Source organism: Jiangella mangrovi, from assembly GCF_014204975.1.
In the GTDB taxonomy this organism is placed as follows: domain Bacteria; phylum Actinomycetota; class Actinomycetes; order Jiangellales; family Jiangellaceae; genus Jiangella; species Jiangella mangrovi.
Genome location: NZ_JACHMM010000001.1, coordinates 6,553,345 through 6,571,909 on the forward strand (window position 1 = coordinate 6,553,345; position 18,565 = coordinate 6,571,909).

An 18,565-nucleotide genomic window follows, 5' to 3' on the forward strand; every position below is an offset into this window, starting at 1 on the left:
ATTCATGACATCCTTCATCTGCCGGTCGTGCCGGGTCACCGATGCGACCGGACCGGGAAACGTCTCTGACCTGTGTTGATATGACGCCGACGTGGCGTGACCCGACCCTGCGTGGCACCGATTCGCGGGGGCTTCCGGGGGGTCGTGGGCGCGTTAGACGCCCTTCGCCCCCCGTTGGTTCCCGCGGGTCTGTGGCTCGTGTAGCATTCCCAGCATTTCGGGCCCTCCTGCGCCCGCGGGCACGCGCGGTAGCAGGGGGCTCGACTGTGAACTGACATTTTTTTCTGTGAATTGGAGACAGTGTGGCTACCTTCCTCCGCAGCCGCGCCCGCCTTGCGGGCGCGCTGGTGGCGGCAGTGGTGACGGGCGCGACGGCCATCGGCACCGCCGTTGTCGCGACCGCCGCTGAGGAGATTCCGCAGGAGTCCCTCATCGTGCAGAACCACTCCGACAAGCTCGAGATCGAGCCTCGCATCGTCGGCGGCCAGGACGCCGACGAGGGCGAGTACCCGTTCGTCGCCTACCTGACCATCGAGACCGCCGAGGGCACCTTCGCCTGCGGCGGTTCGCTGTACGCGCCGGACACCATCCTCACGGCCGCGCACTGCGTCAACGGCACCGGCCCGGCCGACAACATCACCGCGCACTTCGGCTCGGTCGACCTCGCCAGTGACGACATCGTCACGTACACGTCCGAGTACGTGTACTCCGGCAACATCTCCGGCATCCCGAACGACTGGGCGCTGGTCAAGCTGACCGAGGACGTCGCGGGCATCGACCCGGTCGACGTCGTCACCGACGACTCGCTCGACGGCGGCACCATCGTCGACGACGAAGAGGTCCCCGGCTTCACCGTCATCGGCTGGGGCGACCTCGAAGAGGGCGCCAACGCCGGCAGCCAGTTCCTCCAGGAGGTCCGGGTTCCGGCCGTCGCCGACGAGGACTGCGCCGCGGCCTACGGCGCCGACTTCACCGCCGACGCCGAGCTCTGCGGCGGCGACCTCGAGAACGGTGGCGTCGACTCTTGCCAGGGCGACTCCGGTGGCCCGCTGCTCGCCCAGAACGAGGACGACAGCCTCATCCAGGTCGGTGTCGTGTCGTGGGGCAACGGCTGCGCGCAGGCCGGCTTCCCGGGCATCTACACCCAGCTGAGCAACTTCGCCGGCAAGATCGCCGACGTCTCGAACGGCGACAACACGCCGGCCGAGGTCGCCGACGTCACCATCGAGACCACGGCCGGCACGCCGGTCGAGATCACGCTCACGGCTGACGACGCCGACGGCGACGACGTCTCGTTCAAGGTGAGCGAGCCCGGCTCGGGCACGCTGACCACCGACGACGAGACCCTCGCCACGCTGGTCTACACCCCGGCCGAGGGCTTCACCGGCGAGGACAGCTTCCTCTACCTCGCCAACGACGGCAGCACCGACGGCATCCCCGCCACCGTGACCATCACGGTCAAGGACGCCCCGGAGCCGACGCCGACGCCGACCGACACGCCCACCGAGGACCCGGGCGATGACGACGGCGACGACAACGGCGAGGGTGGCGACGGCGAGGAGCTGCCCGACACCGGTTCGAGCAGCACCACCACCATGGTCGGCCTGGCTCTGCTGCTGGCCGCCGGTGGCGCCGGCGTGGCCTTCGCCGCCCGGCGGCGCGCGGCCGGCTCGAACGTCTGAGCCGATCACGTCGGTAACACCCGGCTAGACCCGTAACACCCGGTTCGGCGGTGGCGCATCTCTCGGATGCGCCACCGCCGAACTGCGTTTCAGCCCCCTGCGCTGCGCCGAACCGACGGGACGGAACGCACCGTCTAATTAGTTCCCATCAATCCATGCATCGGATAGAATTTCCGCATTTCGAGCCCTCTTGTTCCACGGGCACACCGTGGTGACAGGAGGGCTCGTCGCTGAACTGACATTCATGTGAATTGGAGACAGTGTGACCACCTCCCTCCGCGCGCGCGTCCGCGCTGCGGGCGCGCTGGCGGCGGCCCTGCTGACGGGTGCCACCGTCATCGGTGCCGCCGGCACCGCTGCCGCCGCCGAGGAGATTCCGCAGGAGTCCCTCATCGTCCAGAGTCAGTCCGACAAGCTCGAGATCGAGCCCCGCATCGTCGGCGGTGCACCCGCCGACCAGGGCGAGTACCCGTATGTCACCCACCTGACCATCGAGACCCCTGAGGGCACCTTCGCCTGCGGCGGCTCGCTGCTGCTTCAGGATCTCGTCCTCACCGCGGCGCACTGCGTCGACGGCACAGGCCCCAACACCGGCATCACGGCGCATTTCGGCTCCGTGGACCTGACGAGCGACGCCATCGTCACCTACCAGTCCGACTACGTGTGGTCCGGCAACATCTCCGGCATCCCGAACGACTGGGCGCTGGTCCGGCTGTCCGAGCCGGTGAGTCAGGAACTGGGGACCACGATCCTCGGTCCGACCGGCCTCGCCGCGGACACCTCGTTCGACGACGACGACGATCTGGTCGTCGTCGGCTGGGGCGACCTGGCCGAGGGGGCCAACGAGGGCAGCCCGGTCCTCCAGGAGGCGGTCGTCCCAGCGCTCAGCGACGAGGACTGTGCCACCGCCTACGGCGAGGACTTCACCGCCGACGCGGAGCTCTGCGCCGGCTTCCTCGATGGCGGCATCGACTCCTGCCAGGGTGACTCCGGTGGCCCGCTGATCAAGCGCACGGACAGCGGCGATGTCGTGGTCGGGATCGTGAGCTGGGGCAACGGTTGCGCCCGCGAGGGATTCCCGGGCATCTACACCCAGGTGAGCTCCTTCTCCGAGGACATCCTCGCCGTCGCATGGGGCGAGGACACACCGGCCGAGGTCGCCGACATCCAGGTCGAAACCACCCCCGGCACGCCGGTCGAGATCGCGCTCACAGCCGAGGACGCCCAGGGCGACGACGTGTCGTTCAAGGTGAGCGAACCCGGCTCGGGCACGCTGACCACCGACGACGACACCCTGGCGACCATCACGTACACGCCCGACGACGGCTTCACCGGCGAGGACACGTTCCTCTACCTGGCCAACGACGGCGCCACCGATGGTGTGCCCGCCACGGTGACCATCACGGTCTCGGACGCCCCGGAGCCGACGCCGACGCCGACCGACACGCCCACCGAGGACCCGGGCGATGACGACGGCGACGACAACGGCGAGGGTGGCGACGGCGAGGAGCTGCCCGACACCGGTTCGAGCAGCACCACCACCATGGTCGGCCTGGCTCTGCTGCTGGCCGCCGGTGGCGCCGGCGTGGCCTTCGCCGCCCGGCGGCGTGCGGCCGGCTCGAACGTCTGAGCCGATTCACGTCGTAACACCCGGCTAGACCCGTAACACCGGTTCGGCGGTGGCGCATCTCACGGATGCGCCACCGCTGACCTGCGTTTCAGCCCCTGAGCTGCGGGTATTGCCCATCCGAGGCGGCGTCGCCCGGCGCCGTTCCGCAGGCGTCCGGCGACGAGGGTGGGTAGGGTCGAAACACATGTGCGGTCTCACCGGAGAATTCAGGTTCGACAACCGCCCCGCCGACCTCGCCGCGGTCGGCCTGATGTGTGACGCCATGGTGTCGCGCGGACCGGACGATTCCGGCGCCTACGCGCACGGCTCGCTGGCCCTCGGCCACCGCCGACTGTCCATCATCGACCTGTCTCCACACGGCCATCAGCCGATGGTCGACGCCGAGCTCGGACTGACGGTCGTCTTCAACGGCTGCATCTACAACTACCGCGAGCTGCGCGACGAGCTGAGCGGCCACGGCTACCGGTTCTTCTCCACGTCCGACACCGAGGTCATCGCCAAGGCCTACCACCGGTGGGGCGAGGACCTCGTCGACCACCTCCTCGGCATGTTCGCGCTGGCGATCCACGAACGCGACAGCGGCCGGCTGGTGCTGGCCCGCGACCGCCTCGGCATCAAGCCGCTGTACCTCGCCGAGACGCCCGGCCGGCTGCGGTTCGCCAGCACGCTGCCCGCCCTGGTCCGCGCCGGCGACGTCGACACCTCCATCGACCCGGTCGCGCTGCACCACTACCTGACCTGGCACGCCGTCGTCCCCGCCCCGCACACCATTCTCGCGGGTGTGCGCAAGCTGCCGCCGGCCACGATCCGTGTCGTCGAGGCCGACGGCGCCAGCCGCGAGCGCGTCTACTGGGACCCGCCGTTCACCCGCGACCCGGCCAAGAGCGGCTGGTCGGCCAGCGACTGGGAGGAGGCCGTCCTCGAGTCGGTGCGCGTGGCCGTGCGCCGGCGTCTGGTCGCCGACGTCCCGGTGGGCGTGCTGCTGTCCGGCGGACTCGACTCCAGCCTCGTCGTCGGGCTGCTCGCTCAAGAGGGCCAGACCGGGCTGAACACGTTCAGCATCGGCTTCGACGCGGTCGGCGGCGAGGAGGGCGACGAGTTCAAGTACTCCGACGTCATCGCCCGCGAGTTCGGCACCGAGCACCACCGCATCCGCATCGGCGCCGACCTGCTGCCGTCGCTCGGCGACGCCATCTCCGCCATGAGCGAGCCGATGGTCAGCCACGACGCCGTCGCCTTCTACCTGCTGAGCAAGGAGGTCAGCCGGCACGTCAAGGTCGTGCAGTCCGGCCAGGGCGCCGACGAGGTGTTCGCCGGCTACCACTGGTACCCGCCGCTGGCCGGCGTAGGCCGAGCCGACGCCGTCGGCACCTACGCCAAGGCCTTCTTCGACCGCGACCACGCGGCCATGGCCGAGGTCGTCGCCCCCGCCCACCGCACGAAGGACGCCGTCAGCCTCGACTTCGTCCGCGACCATTTCACGAAGAACGGCGCCGAGACCGGCGTCGACGCGGCACTTCGGCTGGATACTCAGATCATGCTGACCGACGACCCGGTCAAGCGGGTCGACAACATGACCATGGCCTGGGGCCTCGAGGCTCGCGTGCCGTTCCTCGACCACGAGCTGGTCGAGCTGGCGGCGCAGTGCCCGCCGGAGCTGAAGCTCGCCCAGGAGGGCAAGGGCGTGCTCAAGGAGGCCGCCCGCCGGGTCATCCCGCACGAGGTCATCGACCGGCCCAAGGGCTACTTCCCGGTGCCGGCGCTCAAGTACCTGCAGGGGCCGTACCTCGAGCTGGTCGAGGACGCGCTGCACTCCAGCGCGGCGCGCGACCGCGGGCTGTTCCGGCCCGAGTACGTCGACCGGCTGCGCCAGGACCCCAACGCCGACCTCACTCCCCTGCGCGGCAACCGCCTCTGGCAGCTCGGCCTGCTGGAGCTGTGGCTGCAGTCGCACCTGCCGGGCGAGGGCGTGGCCAGGTGAGCGACGTCCGTCGCAACCGGGGCGGCAGCGGCCAGTCACTGTGGAGCCGGCCGTGGAAGGAGGCTCCGGAGCACCTCGTCCGGGACATGAAACGCGACGTCGTCGTCGACCTCGCCTGGGGCCGGCTGGTCTTCGCCCAGACCTTCGAGGAGCCGCGGCACGTCATCGACCTGCTCCGCGCCGAGGAGGAGGGCCGCCGCGACATCGCGATGTACGTCGCCGACCCGCACGTGCTGGTGTCGCACGCGCCCGGCGAGCTGTTCATCGATCCGTCGCTGACGTACCGGCTCGAGCTGCACCGCTACCGGCCGCGGCGCAACCCCGTCGCCGGCGTGTTCGTGCGCAAGATGAGCGAGCTCGCCGACGCCGAGGAGATCAACCGGCTGTACGCGGGGCGCGGCATGGTCACCGGCGACACCGAGCTCATGTGGGCCAACCAGCGCACGCCGACCTTCACGTACCTGGTCGCGCAGGACGAGCGCACCGGCACGATCGTCGGCACGGTCACCGGCGTCGACCACGTGCGCGCATTCGACGACCCCGACAACGGCGCCAGCCTGTGGAGCCTCGCCGTCGACCCGCAGTGCACCATCCCCGGCGTGGGCGAGGCGCTGGTCCGGGTGCTGGCCGAGCGCTACATCGGGCGCGGCCGCGACCACCTCGACCTCTCCGTGCTGCACGACAACGACCCCGCGATCCGGCTGTACACCAAGCTCGGGTTCCAGCGGGTGCCGGTGTTCGCGGTGAAGCGGAAGAACCCGATCAACGAGCCGCTGTTCGTCGCCGGCCCGGCGGAGTCGACCGCGCTCAACCCGTACGCGAAGATCATCGCCGACGAGGCCCGGCGGCGCGGGATCCTGGTCGAGATCACCGACGCCGAGAGCGGCGAGCTGCGGCTCTCGCACGGCGGCCGGCGCATCGTCACCCGCGAGTCGCTGTCGGAGCTGACGACGGCGGTCGCGATGAGCCGGTGCGACGACAAGCAGCACACCCGGCGGATCCTCCAGCGGGCCGGGCTGTCGGTGCCGCGCGGGGTCGCGGCGTCCTCGCCCGAGGCCGACGCCGCGTTCCTGGCCGAGGTCGGCGAGGTGGTCGTCAAGCCGGTGCGCGGCGAGCAGGGCCGCGGCATCACCGTCGGCGTGTCGTCGCCGGAGGCACTGGCCGATGCCGTCACGCTCGCCCGCACCTTCTGCCCCGACGTGCTCATCGAGGAGTGCGTCGACGGCGACGACCTGCGGATCGTGGTCATCGGCCACGAGGTCGTGGCCGCCGCCGTCCGCCGTCCGGCCACCGTGTACGGCACCGGGCGGCACACCGTCACCGAGCTGATCGACGCGCACAGCCGCCGCCGCTCGGCCGCGACGGGCGGCGAGTCGCGCGTGCCGATGGACGAGACGACGGTGTCGACGGTGCGGGCGGCCGGCCACGAGCTGGACGACGTGCTGCCCGACGGCGTCGCGCTGAAGGTCCGGCGCACCGCCAACCTGCACACCGGCGGCACCATCCACGACGTGACGGCGACCCTGCACCCGGCGCTCGGCGCGGCCGCGGTGGCGGCGAGCCGGGCCATCGACATCCCGGTCACCGGGCTGGACCTGATCGTGCCCAGCCCGGAGGAGAGCGAGTACGTGCTCATCGAGGCCAACGAGCGGCCGGGGCTGGCGAACCACGAGCCCCAGCCCACGGCTGCCCGCTTCGTCGACCTGCTATTCCCGGCCACCCGCACCACCCCGCGGGCCTGGCAGCCACCGCCGGTGCCGCAGGCCTGAGCGGCGCGCCGGCGCGCCGGCGCTAGCCCCGCGTGTAGTGGACGAAGACGACGCCGTCGTCGAACGTCCGGCTCGACGTCACCGTGAGGTGCGACGGCGCGAACCCGGCGGTGCCGAAGAGCGGCCGGCCGGCGCCGATGGCGACCGGATAGATCTTGATCGCCAGCTCGTCGATCTCGTCGCGCAGCGCGCCGGCGATCTCGCCGCCGCCGCAGAGCCAGATGCGCTCACCCGGCTCGAGCTTCAGCTCGCGGACCCGCTCGACGGGGTCGCTCGCCACGACCTCGACGCCGGGCGCGACGTCGGGGGCGAGCGTCCGCGAGAACACGAAGTGCCGCAGATGCGGGAACGCGTTCGCGACCCCGTCGTCCAGGCCGGTCTGGTAGGAGCCGCGGCCCTCCAGGACGGTGTCGATGGTCCGGTTCGGCGGGTCGATGCCGAGCATGGTCCGGAAGTGCACCGGGACGGTCTCCGGATACTGCTCGGTGATCGCCTGCATGTGGTCGCCGTCGGCGGAGAAGAAGTCGACCTCACCTCGAGGGCCGGCGACGAAGCCGTCCAGGGTGGACGCGACGTAGTAGACGAGCTGGCGCATGGTTCCTCCTGAGAACGGCCGAAGCGAACAACTACAGTTGTAGTACTCTAGGTGTAGTGGATGTCAAGTCCTGGAGGAGAATCGGGCCATGGTCCAGAATCCGGAACGGCGGACGGTGCTGGCCGACGCCGCCATCGAGGTGCTCGCCCGCGACGGCGCCCGCGGACTCACGTTCCGCGCCGTCGACGGCCAGGCCGGCGTGCCCGCGGGGACGGCCTCGAACTACTTCGCCAGCCGCAACGCGCTGCTCGCGCAGGCCGCCGAGCGCATCCACGTCCGGCTCCGGCCCGACGACGCGACCGTCGCCGAGATGCTCCGCACCCGCCCGGCGCCGTCGCCCGGCGTGCTCGAGCGCGAACTGACGGCGATGTACCACCGGCTCGCCGGCCAGCAGACCGACTACCTGGCGCTGCTGGAGCTCCGGCTCGAGGCGATCCGGCGGCCGGAGGTCCGGGCGTCGCTGACGGCGACCATGCGCGCCAACCTCGAGCGGAACATCGCTGCGCACCGCGAGTCCGGGCTGCCCGGCGACGACGTCGACGTCGTGCTCATGTACCTGGCGCTGAGCTGGCTGATCATCGAGAACCTCACCCTGCCCGGCGTCCTGGACGGCTACGACGCCGACCGGCTGATCACCGCGCTGACGGAGCTGGTGGCGGCTCGCGACCATCCGCGCGGGCATGTCAGGGTAGAGCCATGAAGAGCCTGCCGATCGACGAGGAGTACCTGCGCGAGGTCCTGATCGAGCTGCTGCGCACGCCGAGTCCGTCGGGCCGCACCGACGCCGTCATGCAGATCGTCGGCGACCGGCTCTCGGCCATGGGCGTGCGCATCCGGCTCACCCGGCGTGGCGTGCTGCGCGCGACGCTGCCCGGTGAGGGCCCCGTCGGCGGCGCGAGCCGGGCCGTGGTCGTCCACGCCGACACCATCGGCTGCATGGTGAAGCGGCTGAAGGAGAACGGCCGGCTCGAGGTGGTCCCCGTCGGCACGCACAGCGCGCGCTTCGCCGAGGGCGCCCACGTCACCGTCTTCACCGACGACCTCAGCAACCTGCACACCGGCACCGTCCTGCCGCTGATGTCCAGCGGGCACAACTTCGGCGACGCCGTCGACACCCAGGGCGTCGGCTGGCACCAGGTCGAGGTGCGGCTGGACGAGCCGGTCGAGAGCCGGCAGGACCTCATCGACCTCGGCATCTCGGTCGGCGACTTCGTGGCTCTCGACGCCGCGCCGCAGATCACCCCGAACGGCTACGTGAAGGCACGACACCTCGACGACAAGGCCGGCGTCGCGGCCTGCCTCGCCGCCGCCAAGGCCCTGATCGACGACGGCCGCAGCCGGCCGGTCACCACGCACCTGCTGGTCACCATCGGCGAAGAGGTCGGCATGGGCGCCACCCACGGCCTCGACGAGTACGTGGCCGAGCTGGTCGCCGTCGACAACGCCGTCGTCAGCGAGGGCCAGGAGTCCCGCGAGGACACCGTCAACATCGGCATGCTCGACTCCACCGGCCCGTTCGACTACCACCTGACCCGGCGGCTCATCGCGCTGTGCGAGAGCAACGACCTGCCGTTCCGCCGCGACGTGTACCGCTTCTACCGCTCCGACGCCGCGCCCGCCGTCGAGTCCGGGCTCGAGTGCCGAACCGCGCTCATCGGCTTCGGCGTCGACTCCAGCCACGGGCACGAGCGCACCCACCTCGACGGCATCCGGCGCACGGCCGAGCTGCTGACGGCGTACCTGTCCAGCCCGCTGACGTTCAGCGAGTGGGACGACCGCCCCAGCGGCTCGCTGGCGGACTTCCCCAGCCACAGCGTCCAGCCGGCCGAGCCCGAACCGGACCGCTACCCGGGTCGGCACTGACCCCGTCGTCACTCTTTCGGCTCGACGGCCTTCGCCTTCACCGTCGCCGCATAGACGTCGACGTACTCCTGCCCGGACAGACCCATGAGCGCGTACATGATCTCGTCCGTGACCGAGCGCAGCACGTGGCGGTCGTTCTCCATGCCGTAGTAGCGGCTGAAGTCCAGCGGCGCCCCGAACCGGATGCCCGGGCGCATGAGCTTGGGGATGATGCGCCCCGCCGGCTGCATCTCGGCCGTCCCGATCATGGCGACGGGAACCACCGGGACCCGCGCCTCGAGCGCCATGCGGGCGACGCCGGTCTTGCCGCGGTAGAGCCGGCCGTCGGGCGAGCGGGTGCCCTCGGGGTAGATGCCCAGGAGGTCACCCTCGTTGAGGATCTGGATGGCGGTGTTCAGCGCCGCCTCACTGGCCCGGCCGCCCGAGCGGTCGACCGGCACGTTGCCCGTCCCGCCGAAGAAGACGCGCTTCAACCAACCTTTGACACCGCGCTGGGTGAAATAGTCGCTCTTGGCGAGGAAACTGACCTTACGGTCGAGAACGAGCGGCATGAAGAAGGAGTCGATGACGGTCAGATGATTGCCCGCCAGGATCGCGCCACCCTTCGTGGGGACGTGCTCCACACCCTCGGCCCAGGGACGATAGATCAACTTGAGGATCGGCCCGAGGAAGACGCTCTTCATCAGCCAATAGAACACGTCGGAACACTACCGCCAATCGGCGCCGCGAGCGCAGCGACCGGGGGGCCTCGGCCGCACGGACGGATCGGGCGCATGCGACGATGCTGGTGCGAGTGCCGGCGCGGGAACGGGAGGGGACTCGATGCTCTCTGAGGGCGAGGCGGTCGACTCGATCGAGCCGTACCGGCACGACGGCGGCCCGGTGGGCGTGCTGCTCTGCCACGGCTTCACGGGATCGCCGGCCGCGCTGCGCCCTTGGGCCGAGCACTTCGCCGCCCACGGCTACAGCGTCGACCTCCCGCGGCTGCCCGGGCACGGCACCACCTGGCAGGACATGAACCACACCGCTTGGCCCGACTGGTACCGCCGCGTCGAGCGCTCTCTGCTCGACCTCGCCGAGCGGTGCGAGCAGGTCGTCGTCGCCGGCCTCTCCATGGGCGGCTGCCTGGCGCTGCGGCTGGCCCAGGACCACGGCCCGCTGGTCCAGGGCCTCGTTCTGGTGAACCCCGTCGTCACCAGCGCCGACAAGCGGCTGCTCGCGCTGCCCCTGCTGCGGCTGCTGCGCCCGTCGACCACCGGGCTGTCCGGCGACATCGCCATGCCCGGCCAGGACGAGCGCGCCTACGACCGCACCCCGCTGCCGGCGCTGTGGTCGCAGACCCGCATGTGGCAGGTGGTCCGCCGCGACCTCGCCATGATCACCCAGCCACTGCTGCTGTACCGCAGCGTGAACGACCACGTCGTCGACGCGACCAGCGCCCCGGTCATCCTCTCCGGCATCTCCTCCACCGACGTCGCCGAGGTCGTCCTGCAGCGCAGCTACCACGTCGCCACCCTCGACTACGACGCCCCGGAAATCTTCTCGGGCTCCACGGCGTTCGTCGAACGAGTCACCACGAAGAGGAACCGGGGCCTGCCGCGATGAGCCGAGACGACGACCAGACCTGGGCCGAGCTGATCGACTCGTTCCACGCGTCCCCTGCTCCATCGTCCGGGGGCGACGGCGATCAGCCCTGGCCCGCGGCCGAGGAACTGGGTCCCGACGAACGCCTCGAGGAGCCCCGCCCCGACGACTTCCGCGACGCCTCGGTGACGCTGGGCTCGCTGACCGGGCGCGGCGCGGCTCCGTCGGACGGTGCCGCCGAGGGCGGCGTGGGCGCCGGCATCGACGACGCCACCGCCGACGAGGCCGCCAACCACTTCGTGCCCCCGCCGCCGGCGCCCCTCCCCCGCGGCGACCGCATCCAGCAGGTGGCCTGGGCCGGCGTCATCGCCCCGCCCATCGCGCTGATCATCGTCGCCATCATGTCCTGGCGGCCGTCGGACGAGATCGTCTTCTTCGCGGTGGTCGCCTTCGTGGCCGGCTTCGTCACGCTGGTCGCCCGCATGCGCGGCCACCACCCCAACGACCCCGACGACGGCGCGGTCATCTAGCCGCTTGGGCGCCACCCAGCCCCGAGATGATCACGTTCAGCACGAAATTCCGTGTCGCACTACGCCTGCACGCGTGTTGAGGCTCGGGTAGGCGTGGTGGGCGGCCCACGCCCCGCCCTCGACACGGTGTCGCCGCCCGCGACTTCACCTCCGTCGACCGTCTTCACTATCGCCAGCCGTCCTCTGGGCCCGGAATCGCACGCAGAAGACGGTTCCCGCTAGTGAAGTCGGCCCTGGGACGTGAGGACGCGTCGCCAGCGGGACCGGCCGTGCGAGCGCCATTAGGACGTGTCTGACGGATCGTCCGCCGGTCGTCGTCGGCCACCCCCGCGCCTCCCGGTGATCATCAAGGATCGGTGGGGTCATCACCCCACCGATCCTTGATGATCACGTCGGCCAGTCGCGGATTCCTTGATCGTCAGGCACTCTCGAGCGCGTCGAGGCCCGATAGCGGCTGGCATCAGCCAGGTCGATGTGAGATCTCTGCGTGATCTGTGTGGCAATGCTGTCGCTGTGACGACAGTTTCCTCACCCACTCAGGGCAGTGATCTCACACCGTTGCGATGCCGTCAGCGCCCCAAAGGGCCGCAAGCCGCACCCTGCGGCGGTCGCGCCGCCGAAGATCCGCCAGACACCCCCTAGTCCCACAGGGTCACGTCCGCGACCACCGGGAAATGGTCGCTCGCCGCCCGGGCGTCCGGGGTGTCGACGACGCGATACGACGTCACCGAAGCGCCGCGGACGAAGAGGCCGTCGATGCGGTGCTGAGGGTTCGCCACCGGGAAGGTCGGCGTCGCGTCATCCGCGCCGGCGTCCACATATTGCGAGGCCAGCCGGGTCCACGTCGGCGCCGCCGGGCCCTCGTTGACGTCGCCGCCGAGCAGCATCGACGCCGCGCCCAGGCGGTTGACCAGGCCGGTGATGTCGGTGAGGTGCCGGGCCCGCTCGCCGGCGTCGAGGCCCAGGTGCAGCGACCCGGCCCCGAAGGACACGCCGTCCTTCTCGAGGCGCGCCAGCACCACGCCGCGCCGGGTCAGGCCGGGGGTGCGCCGCAGCCGGTGTTCCTGCACCTCACGCAGGTCGACCCGGACGGCCGTGAACAGCGCCGTCCCGCCGGTCGTGCCGCCGCCGGCCGCGTACAGCAGATCGGCACGACGGGCGAACGACGCTGCCCGGCCGCGCCACAACACATAGCGGGGCAGCTCCTGGATGAACGCCACGTCCGGGTCGAGCTCGCGCAGGACGCGCGCGACGGCGGCACCGTCGTCGCGCAGTCCGTGGACGTTGTAGCTGACGACCCGCAGCCGGACGGCCGTCACACCCGCGCGAGGTCGGCGGCGCCGATGACGCCGGCGTCGTTGCCCAGCGTCGCGACCCGGACCTCGGGCTCAGGGCGGTGACCGGCGCCGGTGGTGTGCTTGCGCAGCGCCTCCTCGGCCGGGCCGACCAGCAGGTCGCCGGCCGCCGACACGCCGCCGCCGATGACGAACACCGCGGGGTCGAACAGCGCCGTGAACGAGCCCATGGCCTCGCCCAGCCAGCGGCCCACCTGCGCGATCAGCACGATGGCGAGCTCGTCGCCGTCGTTGGCCAGCTCGGTGACCATGGGACCGGTGATGCGCTGGGGGTCGCCGCCGGCCCGCTCGAGCAGCCGCTCCGCGGAGGGCAGCGACGCCGCCGCCCGCGCCTCGCGGACCAGGGCGGTGCCGCTGGCGTACGCCTCGAGGCAGCCGCGCAGCCCGCAGCCGCACAGGTGGCCGTCGGGGACCACGCGCATGTGCCCGACCTCGGCCGCGACGCCGTGCGCGCCACGGTAGATCTGGCCGTCGAGCACCAGCCCGCCGCCGACGCCGGTGCCGATGGTCAGCAGGATCATGTCGTCGACGTCCTCGGCGGCGCCGAACTTGAACTCGCCCCAGGCCGCGGCGTTGGCGTCGTTCTCGACGACGGCGGGCAGCCCGGTGGCGTCGGCGACCTGGTCGCGGACGGGGACGTCGCGCCAGGCGAGGTTCGGCGCGAACAGCACACGGGACCGGGCGGAGTCGATGAAGCCGGCCGAGCCGACGCCCACCGCGTCGACCTCGTGATCGGCCGCCAGCTCCTTGGTGACCTCGATGATGGTGTCGACGATGGCCGCGGGGTCGTGCGACGGCGTCTCGCGCCGCGCCCGCGCCCCGATGACGCCCTTCTCGTCCACGACGCCGGCGGCGATCTTCGTGCCGCCGACGTCGACCCCGATGGTCAGACTCACTCGCCCACTCCGTCCTCGACGCGCTTCTTCAGCTCTTTCAGAGCCGTGTCGATGATGACCTTCTCAGCCTTGCGCTTCATCAGCCCGAGCATCGGGATGGAGACGTCGACCGTCAGCTGGTACGTCACCTCGGTGCTCGCGGCGTCGACGGCGGCCAGCGCATAGGAGCCGGTCAGCTCCTTGATCAGGCCGCCCTCGACCAGGCTCCAGCGGACCTCGTCGTCGCCGTCCCACTCGTAGGACAGCGTGTAGCGGTCCTTGATGGGGCCGGCGTCGAGCACGAACCTTGCTTCCTTCGGCCGTCCGGTGCCTGAATGATCTCCGGCCTCACCGGAGGTGCGTGGCTCGGCCGGGTAAACCGTCAGCACCTCGACCTCGCGCACGGAGGCGGTCCACTCCGGATACGCGTCGAGGTCGGCGATGACGGCCATGATGCGGTCCGGGGTCGCGGCGACGACGATGCTCGACGTGGTCTGCGCAGCCATGTGTGACAGTGTCCCATCAGCCGGAAGGCGGAGATCGCAGACTACCGAGCCGGCGGCAGCCGCGGCACTCCGGCCGGGCGTCCGTGCTCGAGCCGGTCCTTGAGCTCGTGGATCCGCTCCTTGTAGGCGACGGTGTAGCGGCGGGTCAGCCGCCGCGTCTCACGGGGCGACGGCGTCGACAGCGGGTCCGCGCGCAGGAACCAGTGCACCAGGACGCCGTCGCCCCACCGCTCCAGCCAGATCTCGGTGCTGCCGGTCAGCTCGCCCGCCACCGTCCAGCGCACGCCCTCGAGGCCGCGGTCCTGCGCGACGGTCAGCGTCAGTCCCGGCCACCACGCGCGGGCGACGGCGGGATCGCGGAAGAAGGTCGCCAGCTCGGCCCGGTCGGCCACCACGAACGTGTCGTCCATGAGGTCGATCGCCGGTCCCATCGCGGCAGCCTACGGGGTCCACGTGACGCACCTCATGTCACACCCGCCGCCCGTCCCGGGTCGTATGTGCAGGAGCGACACCACGGGAGCGCACCATGTCAGAGTTCGATCCACGCCACTGGGCCGGCCGCGCGGTGCGGCTGGCCGATCGCCACGGCGGCCCGGTCCGCCGGCTGGCCCGTCGCCGCGCCGTCTTCCCGACCCACTGGTCCGGGCTCTTCGGCCACATCGCGGTGGGCAGCTTCCTCGTCCTGCTCGTCACCGGCGTCCTGCTCACGCTCTGGTTCGAGCCGTCGTCGCGGCAGCTCGTGTACGACGGCGGCTACGAGCCGTTGCGCGGGGTCCGCGTGTCCGAGGCATACGCGTCCACCGTCGACATCTCCTTCGAGGTCCCCGGCGGGCTGCTGGTCCGGCAGGCCCACCACTGGGCCGGGCTGGTGTTCATCGCCGCGCTGTCCGCGCAACTGCTGCGCGACTTCCTGACCGGCGCGTTCCGCGGGCGACGGCGGATCGGCTGGCTGCTCCTGCTGGGCCTGCTGGTGCTGTCGATCGTCGAGGCCTACGTCGGGCACTCGATGCTCGACGACTTCCAGTCCGGCACCGGGCTGCAGGTCACCGAGGGCTATCTGCTGGCGGCGCCCGTGGTCGGGACCTGGCTGTCGTGGCTGCTGTTCGGCGGCTCCTTCCCGGGCGACGAGATCATCGCCCGGCTGACCGTGGTGCACGTGTACGTGCTGCCGGTGGTCATCGTCGCGCTGTTCGTGGCGCGGCTGGTGCTGCTGAACCGGCGGCGACGGGGTGAGCGTGCGGAGGGGACGGCGGCAGCTGCGGTGCCGCCGTCGGACCGAGTCTTCCCCGGCTACGCGGCGCGCATGGCCGGCCTGGTGGCGCTCGTCAGCGGCGTGCTCGTGCTCATGGCGGCCACGCTGCAGGTCAACCCGGTGTGGCTGTGGGGGCCGTTCGACCCGTCGCAGGCCGCGGCCGGCAGCCGTCCGCCCTGGTACCTGGGGTTCCTCGACGGCGCCGTCCGGCTGATGCCGCCGTGGGAGATGGACGTCTTCGGCTACACGCTGACGCTGAGCGTGGTCATCCCCGTCATGGTGCTGCCCGGGGTGCTGCTCACGACGCTGGCGCTGTACCCGTGGTTCGAGCAGTGGGCCACCCGCGACCGCCGCGACCCGGACGTGCTGGACCGGCCGCGCGACGTGCCGGTGCGCACCGCGCTGGTCGCCGCGTTCGTGTCGTTCTACCTGGTGCTCTGGCTGGCCGGTGGCAACGACGTCCTGGCGACGCTGCTGCACATCCCTCTGAACGGCCTGACCCGGGCCCTGCAGGTCGCCGTGTTCGTGGTCCCGCCGGTGGCGTTCTGGGTCACCAAGCGGATCTGCCTCGGCCTGGAGCTGCAGGACCGCGAGGAGCTCGCCCACGGACGCGCGACGGGTATCGTCGTCGTCAGCCCGACCGGCGGGTTCAGCGAGCTGCACCAGGCGCTCACGCCCTGGCAGGCCGAACGGCGGGCGCCGAGGGCCACACTGGTGCCCGTCGGCGCCGGCGCCCCCGCGGCCGACGTCAACGGCATCCCGCATCCGCACCACCGCGCCGAGCACCACCGGGCCCTGGCGTCCCGGTTCTACTTCGCCGATCTTCCCGGCAACCGCTCCGCCTCCGGCGACGTCCAAACGAAGGAACCTGCTTGAATCGTGGTCCGGAGGTGCGCTCATGTCCCTGCCCCGCGTGGTCACCGCGGTGCTCGCCGGTGCCCTGCTGCTCGCCGGCTGCGGCTCCGGCCAGGCCGGCGACGACGGTGACGGTTCCGCGGGTGGGGGTGAGGCGGCCGAGTCTCCGAGCATCGACCCCGGGCCGGCGCCGCGCATCGACGTCGTCGCCGACCTCGCGCCCGCCGACGCCGGCACCGTCGGCTCGTCGGTCAACCAGTTCGGCTTCGACCTGCTCGGGCAGCTGACCGACGGCACGCAGAACACCGTCACGTCCCCGGTCTCCGTCGCGTCCATGCTGGCCATGCTGCTGGCGGGCGCGGGCGGCGAGACCGCCGACGCCATGGCCGCGACGCTGCACCTGCAGGATCCCCGCGACGTCCGGGTCGGCCAGCTGCTCCAGCAGCTCTCCGACACCGACGACGTCACGCTGTCCGCGGCCAACGCGCTGTGGGCGCAGCAGGGCATCCCGTTCGAGGAGGGCTACCTCGACTTCGTCCGCGACTCCTTCGGCGCGACGGTCGACGACGCTGACCTCGGGTCGCAGGACACCGCCGACGACATCGACGCCTGGGTGCGCGAGCACACCGAGGACCGCATCGAGGGCATCGCCGAGGACCTCGGCCTGCCCGACGCGCAGGCGGCGCTGGTGCTGGTCAACGCCGTGTACTTCCTCGGCACCTGGACCACGCAGTTCGACCCCGCCGACACCCGGCCGCAGCCGTTCACGCTGGCCGACGGCGGCAGCGCCGAGGTGCCGCTCATGATTCTGCGCCAGCAGACGCTGCCGTTCGTCCAGCGCGACGGCTACACCATGCTGCGGCTGCCCTACGGGGCCGACGGCCGGTACGGCATGGAGCTCCTGCTCCCCGATGCCGACTCCGGGCTGCCGCAGCTGCTGGCGTCCCTCGACGCCGCGGAGTGGTCCGCCGCCGTCGCCGCGCTCGCACCGGTGGAGCTGCAGACGGTCGCCATCCCCAAGTTCGAGCTGGAGTGGAGCTCAGAGCTCGCCGACGCGCTGACCGCGCTCGGCATGGGCCCGGCCTTCTCGGGTGCGGACTTCCGGCCCATGTCGCCGCAGCCGCAGGACCTCGCCACCGTCGTGCACAAGACCTACATCCGCGTCGACGAGGCCGGCACCGAGGCGGCCGCGGTCACCGGCGGCGCCACCCGCACGTCGGCCGGCGACAGCTTCCGCGCCGACCGTCCGTTCGCGTTCACCATCTCCGACAGCCAGACGGGGACCATCGTGTTCCTCGGCGCGGTGACCGACCCGCGCGGCTGACCCGCCGGCACGGAGAACACCGTCACCTCGCCGGTCTCCACGGCCGCACTGCTGGTCGTGTTCGCCCGCGACTCCTTCGGCGCCACCATCGAGGACGCCGACCTCGGGCGCAGGAGACGGCCGACGACATCGACGCCTGGGTGCGCGAGCGGACCGAGGACCACGAGCGACGGCGGCTTCCGGCGGCGCGGAGATCACGGTGCGGCTGTCCGAGGTGTCACCGGCCGAGACCAAACTCGAACTCAAGACCCACGAGACCTGGGCGATCATCGACTGGTGCCACGGCCGCCGCCAAGTCGGCAAGCTCATCGACGCCCTCGGTGCCGCCCCGGACTGACCGCCCATCGCGATGGTTGAGGGATCGGTGTCGCTGGGGCTACACCTATCCCTCACCCATTCCGCGCGGTGTGCGGGGAGAGGTCCTTCCCCGAGCCGGCGTGAGGGTTCAGTGGGATCCGGGGCGGTGGCCGGATGGGTGAGCGTCTGCTGGCGTCCTGGCACCAGTACGTGCTCACTGGCCGACGGCGCCACAGTGACGGTGCCGCTCATGCGCATTCCCACCGCGTTCCTGCCGATGTCACCGGGGAACCCGTACCTCGGCGTCGTCGTGCAGAAGACCTACATCCGCGTCGACGAGGCCCGCACCCAGGCGGCCGCGGTGACCATGACCGACCCGCGCGGCTGAGCCCGCGATGTCCGAATCGGGCAGGGAAAGATCGTCGCCGATTCGGGCTCATAACCCAATTCCGGCGATCGCGCGAATC

18 protein-coding genes are annotated in these 18,565 nt (G+C 71.3%); 12 read left to right on the forward strand and 6 right to left on the reverse strand.

Annotated elements, in window-relative coordinates; translation table 11 throughout:
- Window positions 1-302 precede the first annotated feature (302 nt).
- From HD601_RS30215 to ngg, 4 genes are all read left to right on the forward strand, one after another.
- On the forward strand, window positions 303-1,682 hold the full coding sequence (locus HD601_RS30215) for a trypsin-like serine protease (RefSeq protein WP_184828319.1): 1,380 nt from the start codon (window positions 303-305) through the stop codon (window positions 1,680-1,682).
- Window positions 1,683-1,944: 262 nt separating this feature from the next.
- Window positions 1,945-3,312 carry a trypsin-like serine protease gene (locus HD601_RS30220; RefSeq protein WP_184828321.1) on the forward strand — a complete coding sequence of 456 codons (1,368 nt, stop codon included), beginning with the start codon at window positions 1,945-1,947 and terminating at the stop codon, window positions 3,310-3,312.
- Window positions 3,313-3,496: 184 nt separating this feature from the next.
- The gene (locus HD601_RS30225) at window positions 3,497-5,293 is read left to right on the forward strand and encodes an N-acetylglutaminylglutamine amidotransferase (protein WP_184828323.1); all 1,797 of its coding nucleotides are present in this window, start codon (window positions 3,497-3,499) and stop codon (window positions 5,291-5,293) included.
- Between the two features lie 38 nt (window positions 5,294-5,331).
- A complete protein-coding gene (gene ngg, locus HD601_RS30230; protein ID WP_343076528.1) occupies window positions 5,332-7,062 on the forward strand; it encodes an N-acetylglutaminylglutamine synthetase in 1,731 nt (576 codons plus the stop codon).
- A 22-nt stretch (window positions 7,063-7,084) separates the two neighbouring features.
- Here the strand turns inward: ngg and HD601_RS30235 are convergent, their stop codons facing one another.
- Window positions 7,085-7,657, reverse strand: coding sequence for a dihydrofolate reductase family protein (locus HD601_RS30235; RefSeq protein WP_184828325.1), 573 nt, complete (start codon window positions 7,655-7,657; stop codon window positions 7,085-7,087).
- Window positions 7,658-7,745: 88 nt separating this feature from the next.
- Between HD601_RS30235 and HD601_RS30240 the strand changes: the two genes are divergently transcribed.
- Window positions 7,746-8,357, forward strand: coding sequence for a TetR/AcrR family transcriptional regulator (locus HD601_RS30240; protein ID WP_184828327.1), 612 nt, complete (start codon window positions 7,746-7,748; stop codon window positions 8,355-8,357).
- Window positions 8,354-9,520 (forward strand): osmoprotectant NAGGN system M42 family peptidase, encoded by a 1,167-nt coding sequence (locus HD601_RS30245; protein WP_184828329.1) that lies wholly within the window; start codon window positions 8,354-8,356, stop codon window positions 9,518-9,520. The genes HD601_RS30240 and HD601_RS30245 overlap by 4 nt, the downstream gene beginning before the upstream one ends.
- Window positions 9,521-9,528: 8 nt before the next feature.
- Here HD601_RS30245 and HD601_RS30250 read toward each other — a convergent pair whose 3' ends face one another.
- Window positions 9,529-10,218: a 1-acyl-sn-glycerol-3-phosphate acyltransferase gene (locus HD601_RS30250; protein ID WP_184828331.1), complete on the reverse strand. Its 690-nt coding sequence runs from the start codon at window positions 10,216-10,218 to the stop codon at window positions 9,529-9,531.
- A gap of 124 nt (window positions 10,219-10,342) precedes the next feature.
- On the opposite strand from HD601_RS30250, the gene HD601_RS30255 reads away from it, so the two are divergent.
- Both HD601_RS30255 and HD601_RS30260 read left to right on the forward strand, forming a co-directional pair.
- Window positions 10,343-11,125 (forward strand): alpha/beta hydrolase, encoded by a 783-nt coding sequence (locus tag HD601_RS30255; protein WP_184828333.1) that lies wholly within the window; start codon window positions 10,343-10,345, stop codon window positions 11,123-11,125.
- Entirely contained in the window at window positions 11,122-11,634 is a 513-nt protein-coding gene (locus HD601_RS30260; RefSeq protein WP_184828335.1) for a hypothetical protein, read from the forward strand. The genes HD601_RS30255 and HD601_RS30260 overlap by 4 nt, the downstream gene beginning before the upstream one ends.
- 638 nt (window positions 11,635-12,272) lie before the next feature.
- Here the strand turns inward: HD601_RS30260 and HD601_RS30265 are convergent.
- The 4 genes from HD601_RS30265 to HD601_RS30280 are packed head-to-tail and all read right to left on the reverse strand — an operon-like array spanning window position 12,273 to window position 14,801.
- Entirely contained in the window at window positions 12,273-12,953 is a 681-nt protein-coding gene (locus tag HD601_RS30265) for an endonuclease/exonuclease/phosphatase family protein (RefSeq protein WP_184828337.1), read from the reverse strand.
- The gene (locus HD601_RS30270; protein ID WP_184828338.1) at window positions 12,950-13,885 is read right to left on the reverse strand and encodes an ROK family glucokinase; all 936 of its coding nucleotides are present in this window, start codon (window positions 13,883-13,885) and stop codon (window positions 12,950-12,952) included. Before HD601_RS30270 ends, HD601_RS30265 begins: the two co-directional genes overlap by 4 nt.
- Window positions 13,882-14,370, reverse strand: coding sequence for an SRPBCC family protein (locus HD601_RS30275; RefSeq protein ID WP_184828339.1), 489 nt, complete (start codon window positions 14,368-14,370; stop codon window positions 13,882-13,884). The genes HD601_RS30270 and HD601_RS30275 overlap by 4 nt, the downstream gene beginning before the upstream one ends.
- A gap of 41 nt (window positions 14,371-14,411) precedes the next feature.
- A complete protein-coding gene (locus tag HD601_RS30280; RefSeq protein WP_184828340.1) occupies window positions 14,412-14,801 on the reverse strand; it encodes a polyketide cyclase / dehydrase and lipid transport in 390 nt (129 codons plus the stop codon).
- Window positions 14,802-14,896: 95 nt separating this feature from the next.
- On the opposite strand from HD601_RS30280, the gene qcrB reads away from it, so the two are divergent.
- The 4 genes from qcrB (at window position 14,897) to HD601_RS30300 (ending at window position 18,486) form a co-directional block, all read left to right on the forward strand.
- The gene (gene qcrB / locus HD601_RS30285) at window positions 14,897-16,498 is read left to right on the forward strand and encodes a cytochrome bc1 complex cytochrome b subunit (protein ID WP_184828341.1); all 1,602 of its coding nucleotides are present in this window, start codon (window positions 14,897-14,899) and stop codon (window positions 16,496-16,498) included.
- Between the two features lie 22 nt (window positions 16,499-16,520).
- Entirely contained in the window at window positions 16,521-17,801 is a 1,281-nt protein-coding gene (locus HD601_RS30290; protein WP_184828342.1) for a serpin family protein, read from the forward strand.
- A gap of 199 nt (window positions 17,802-18,000) precedes the next feature.
- The gene (locus HD601_RS30295; RefSeq protein ID WP_184828343.1) at window positions 18,001-18,138 is read left to right on the forward strand and encodes a hypothetical protein; all 138 of its coding nucleotides are present in this window, start codon (window positions 18,001-18,003) and stop codon (window positions 18,136-18,138) included.
- A gap of 210 nt (window positions 18,139-18,348) precedes the next feature.
- Window positions 18,349-18,486: a hypothetical protein gene (locus HD601_RS30300; protein ID WP_184828344.1), complete on the forward strand. Its 138-nt coding sequence runs from the start codon at window positions 18,349-18,351 to the stop codon at window positions 18,484-18,486.
- Window positions 18,487-18,565: the final 79 nt, after the last annotated feature.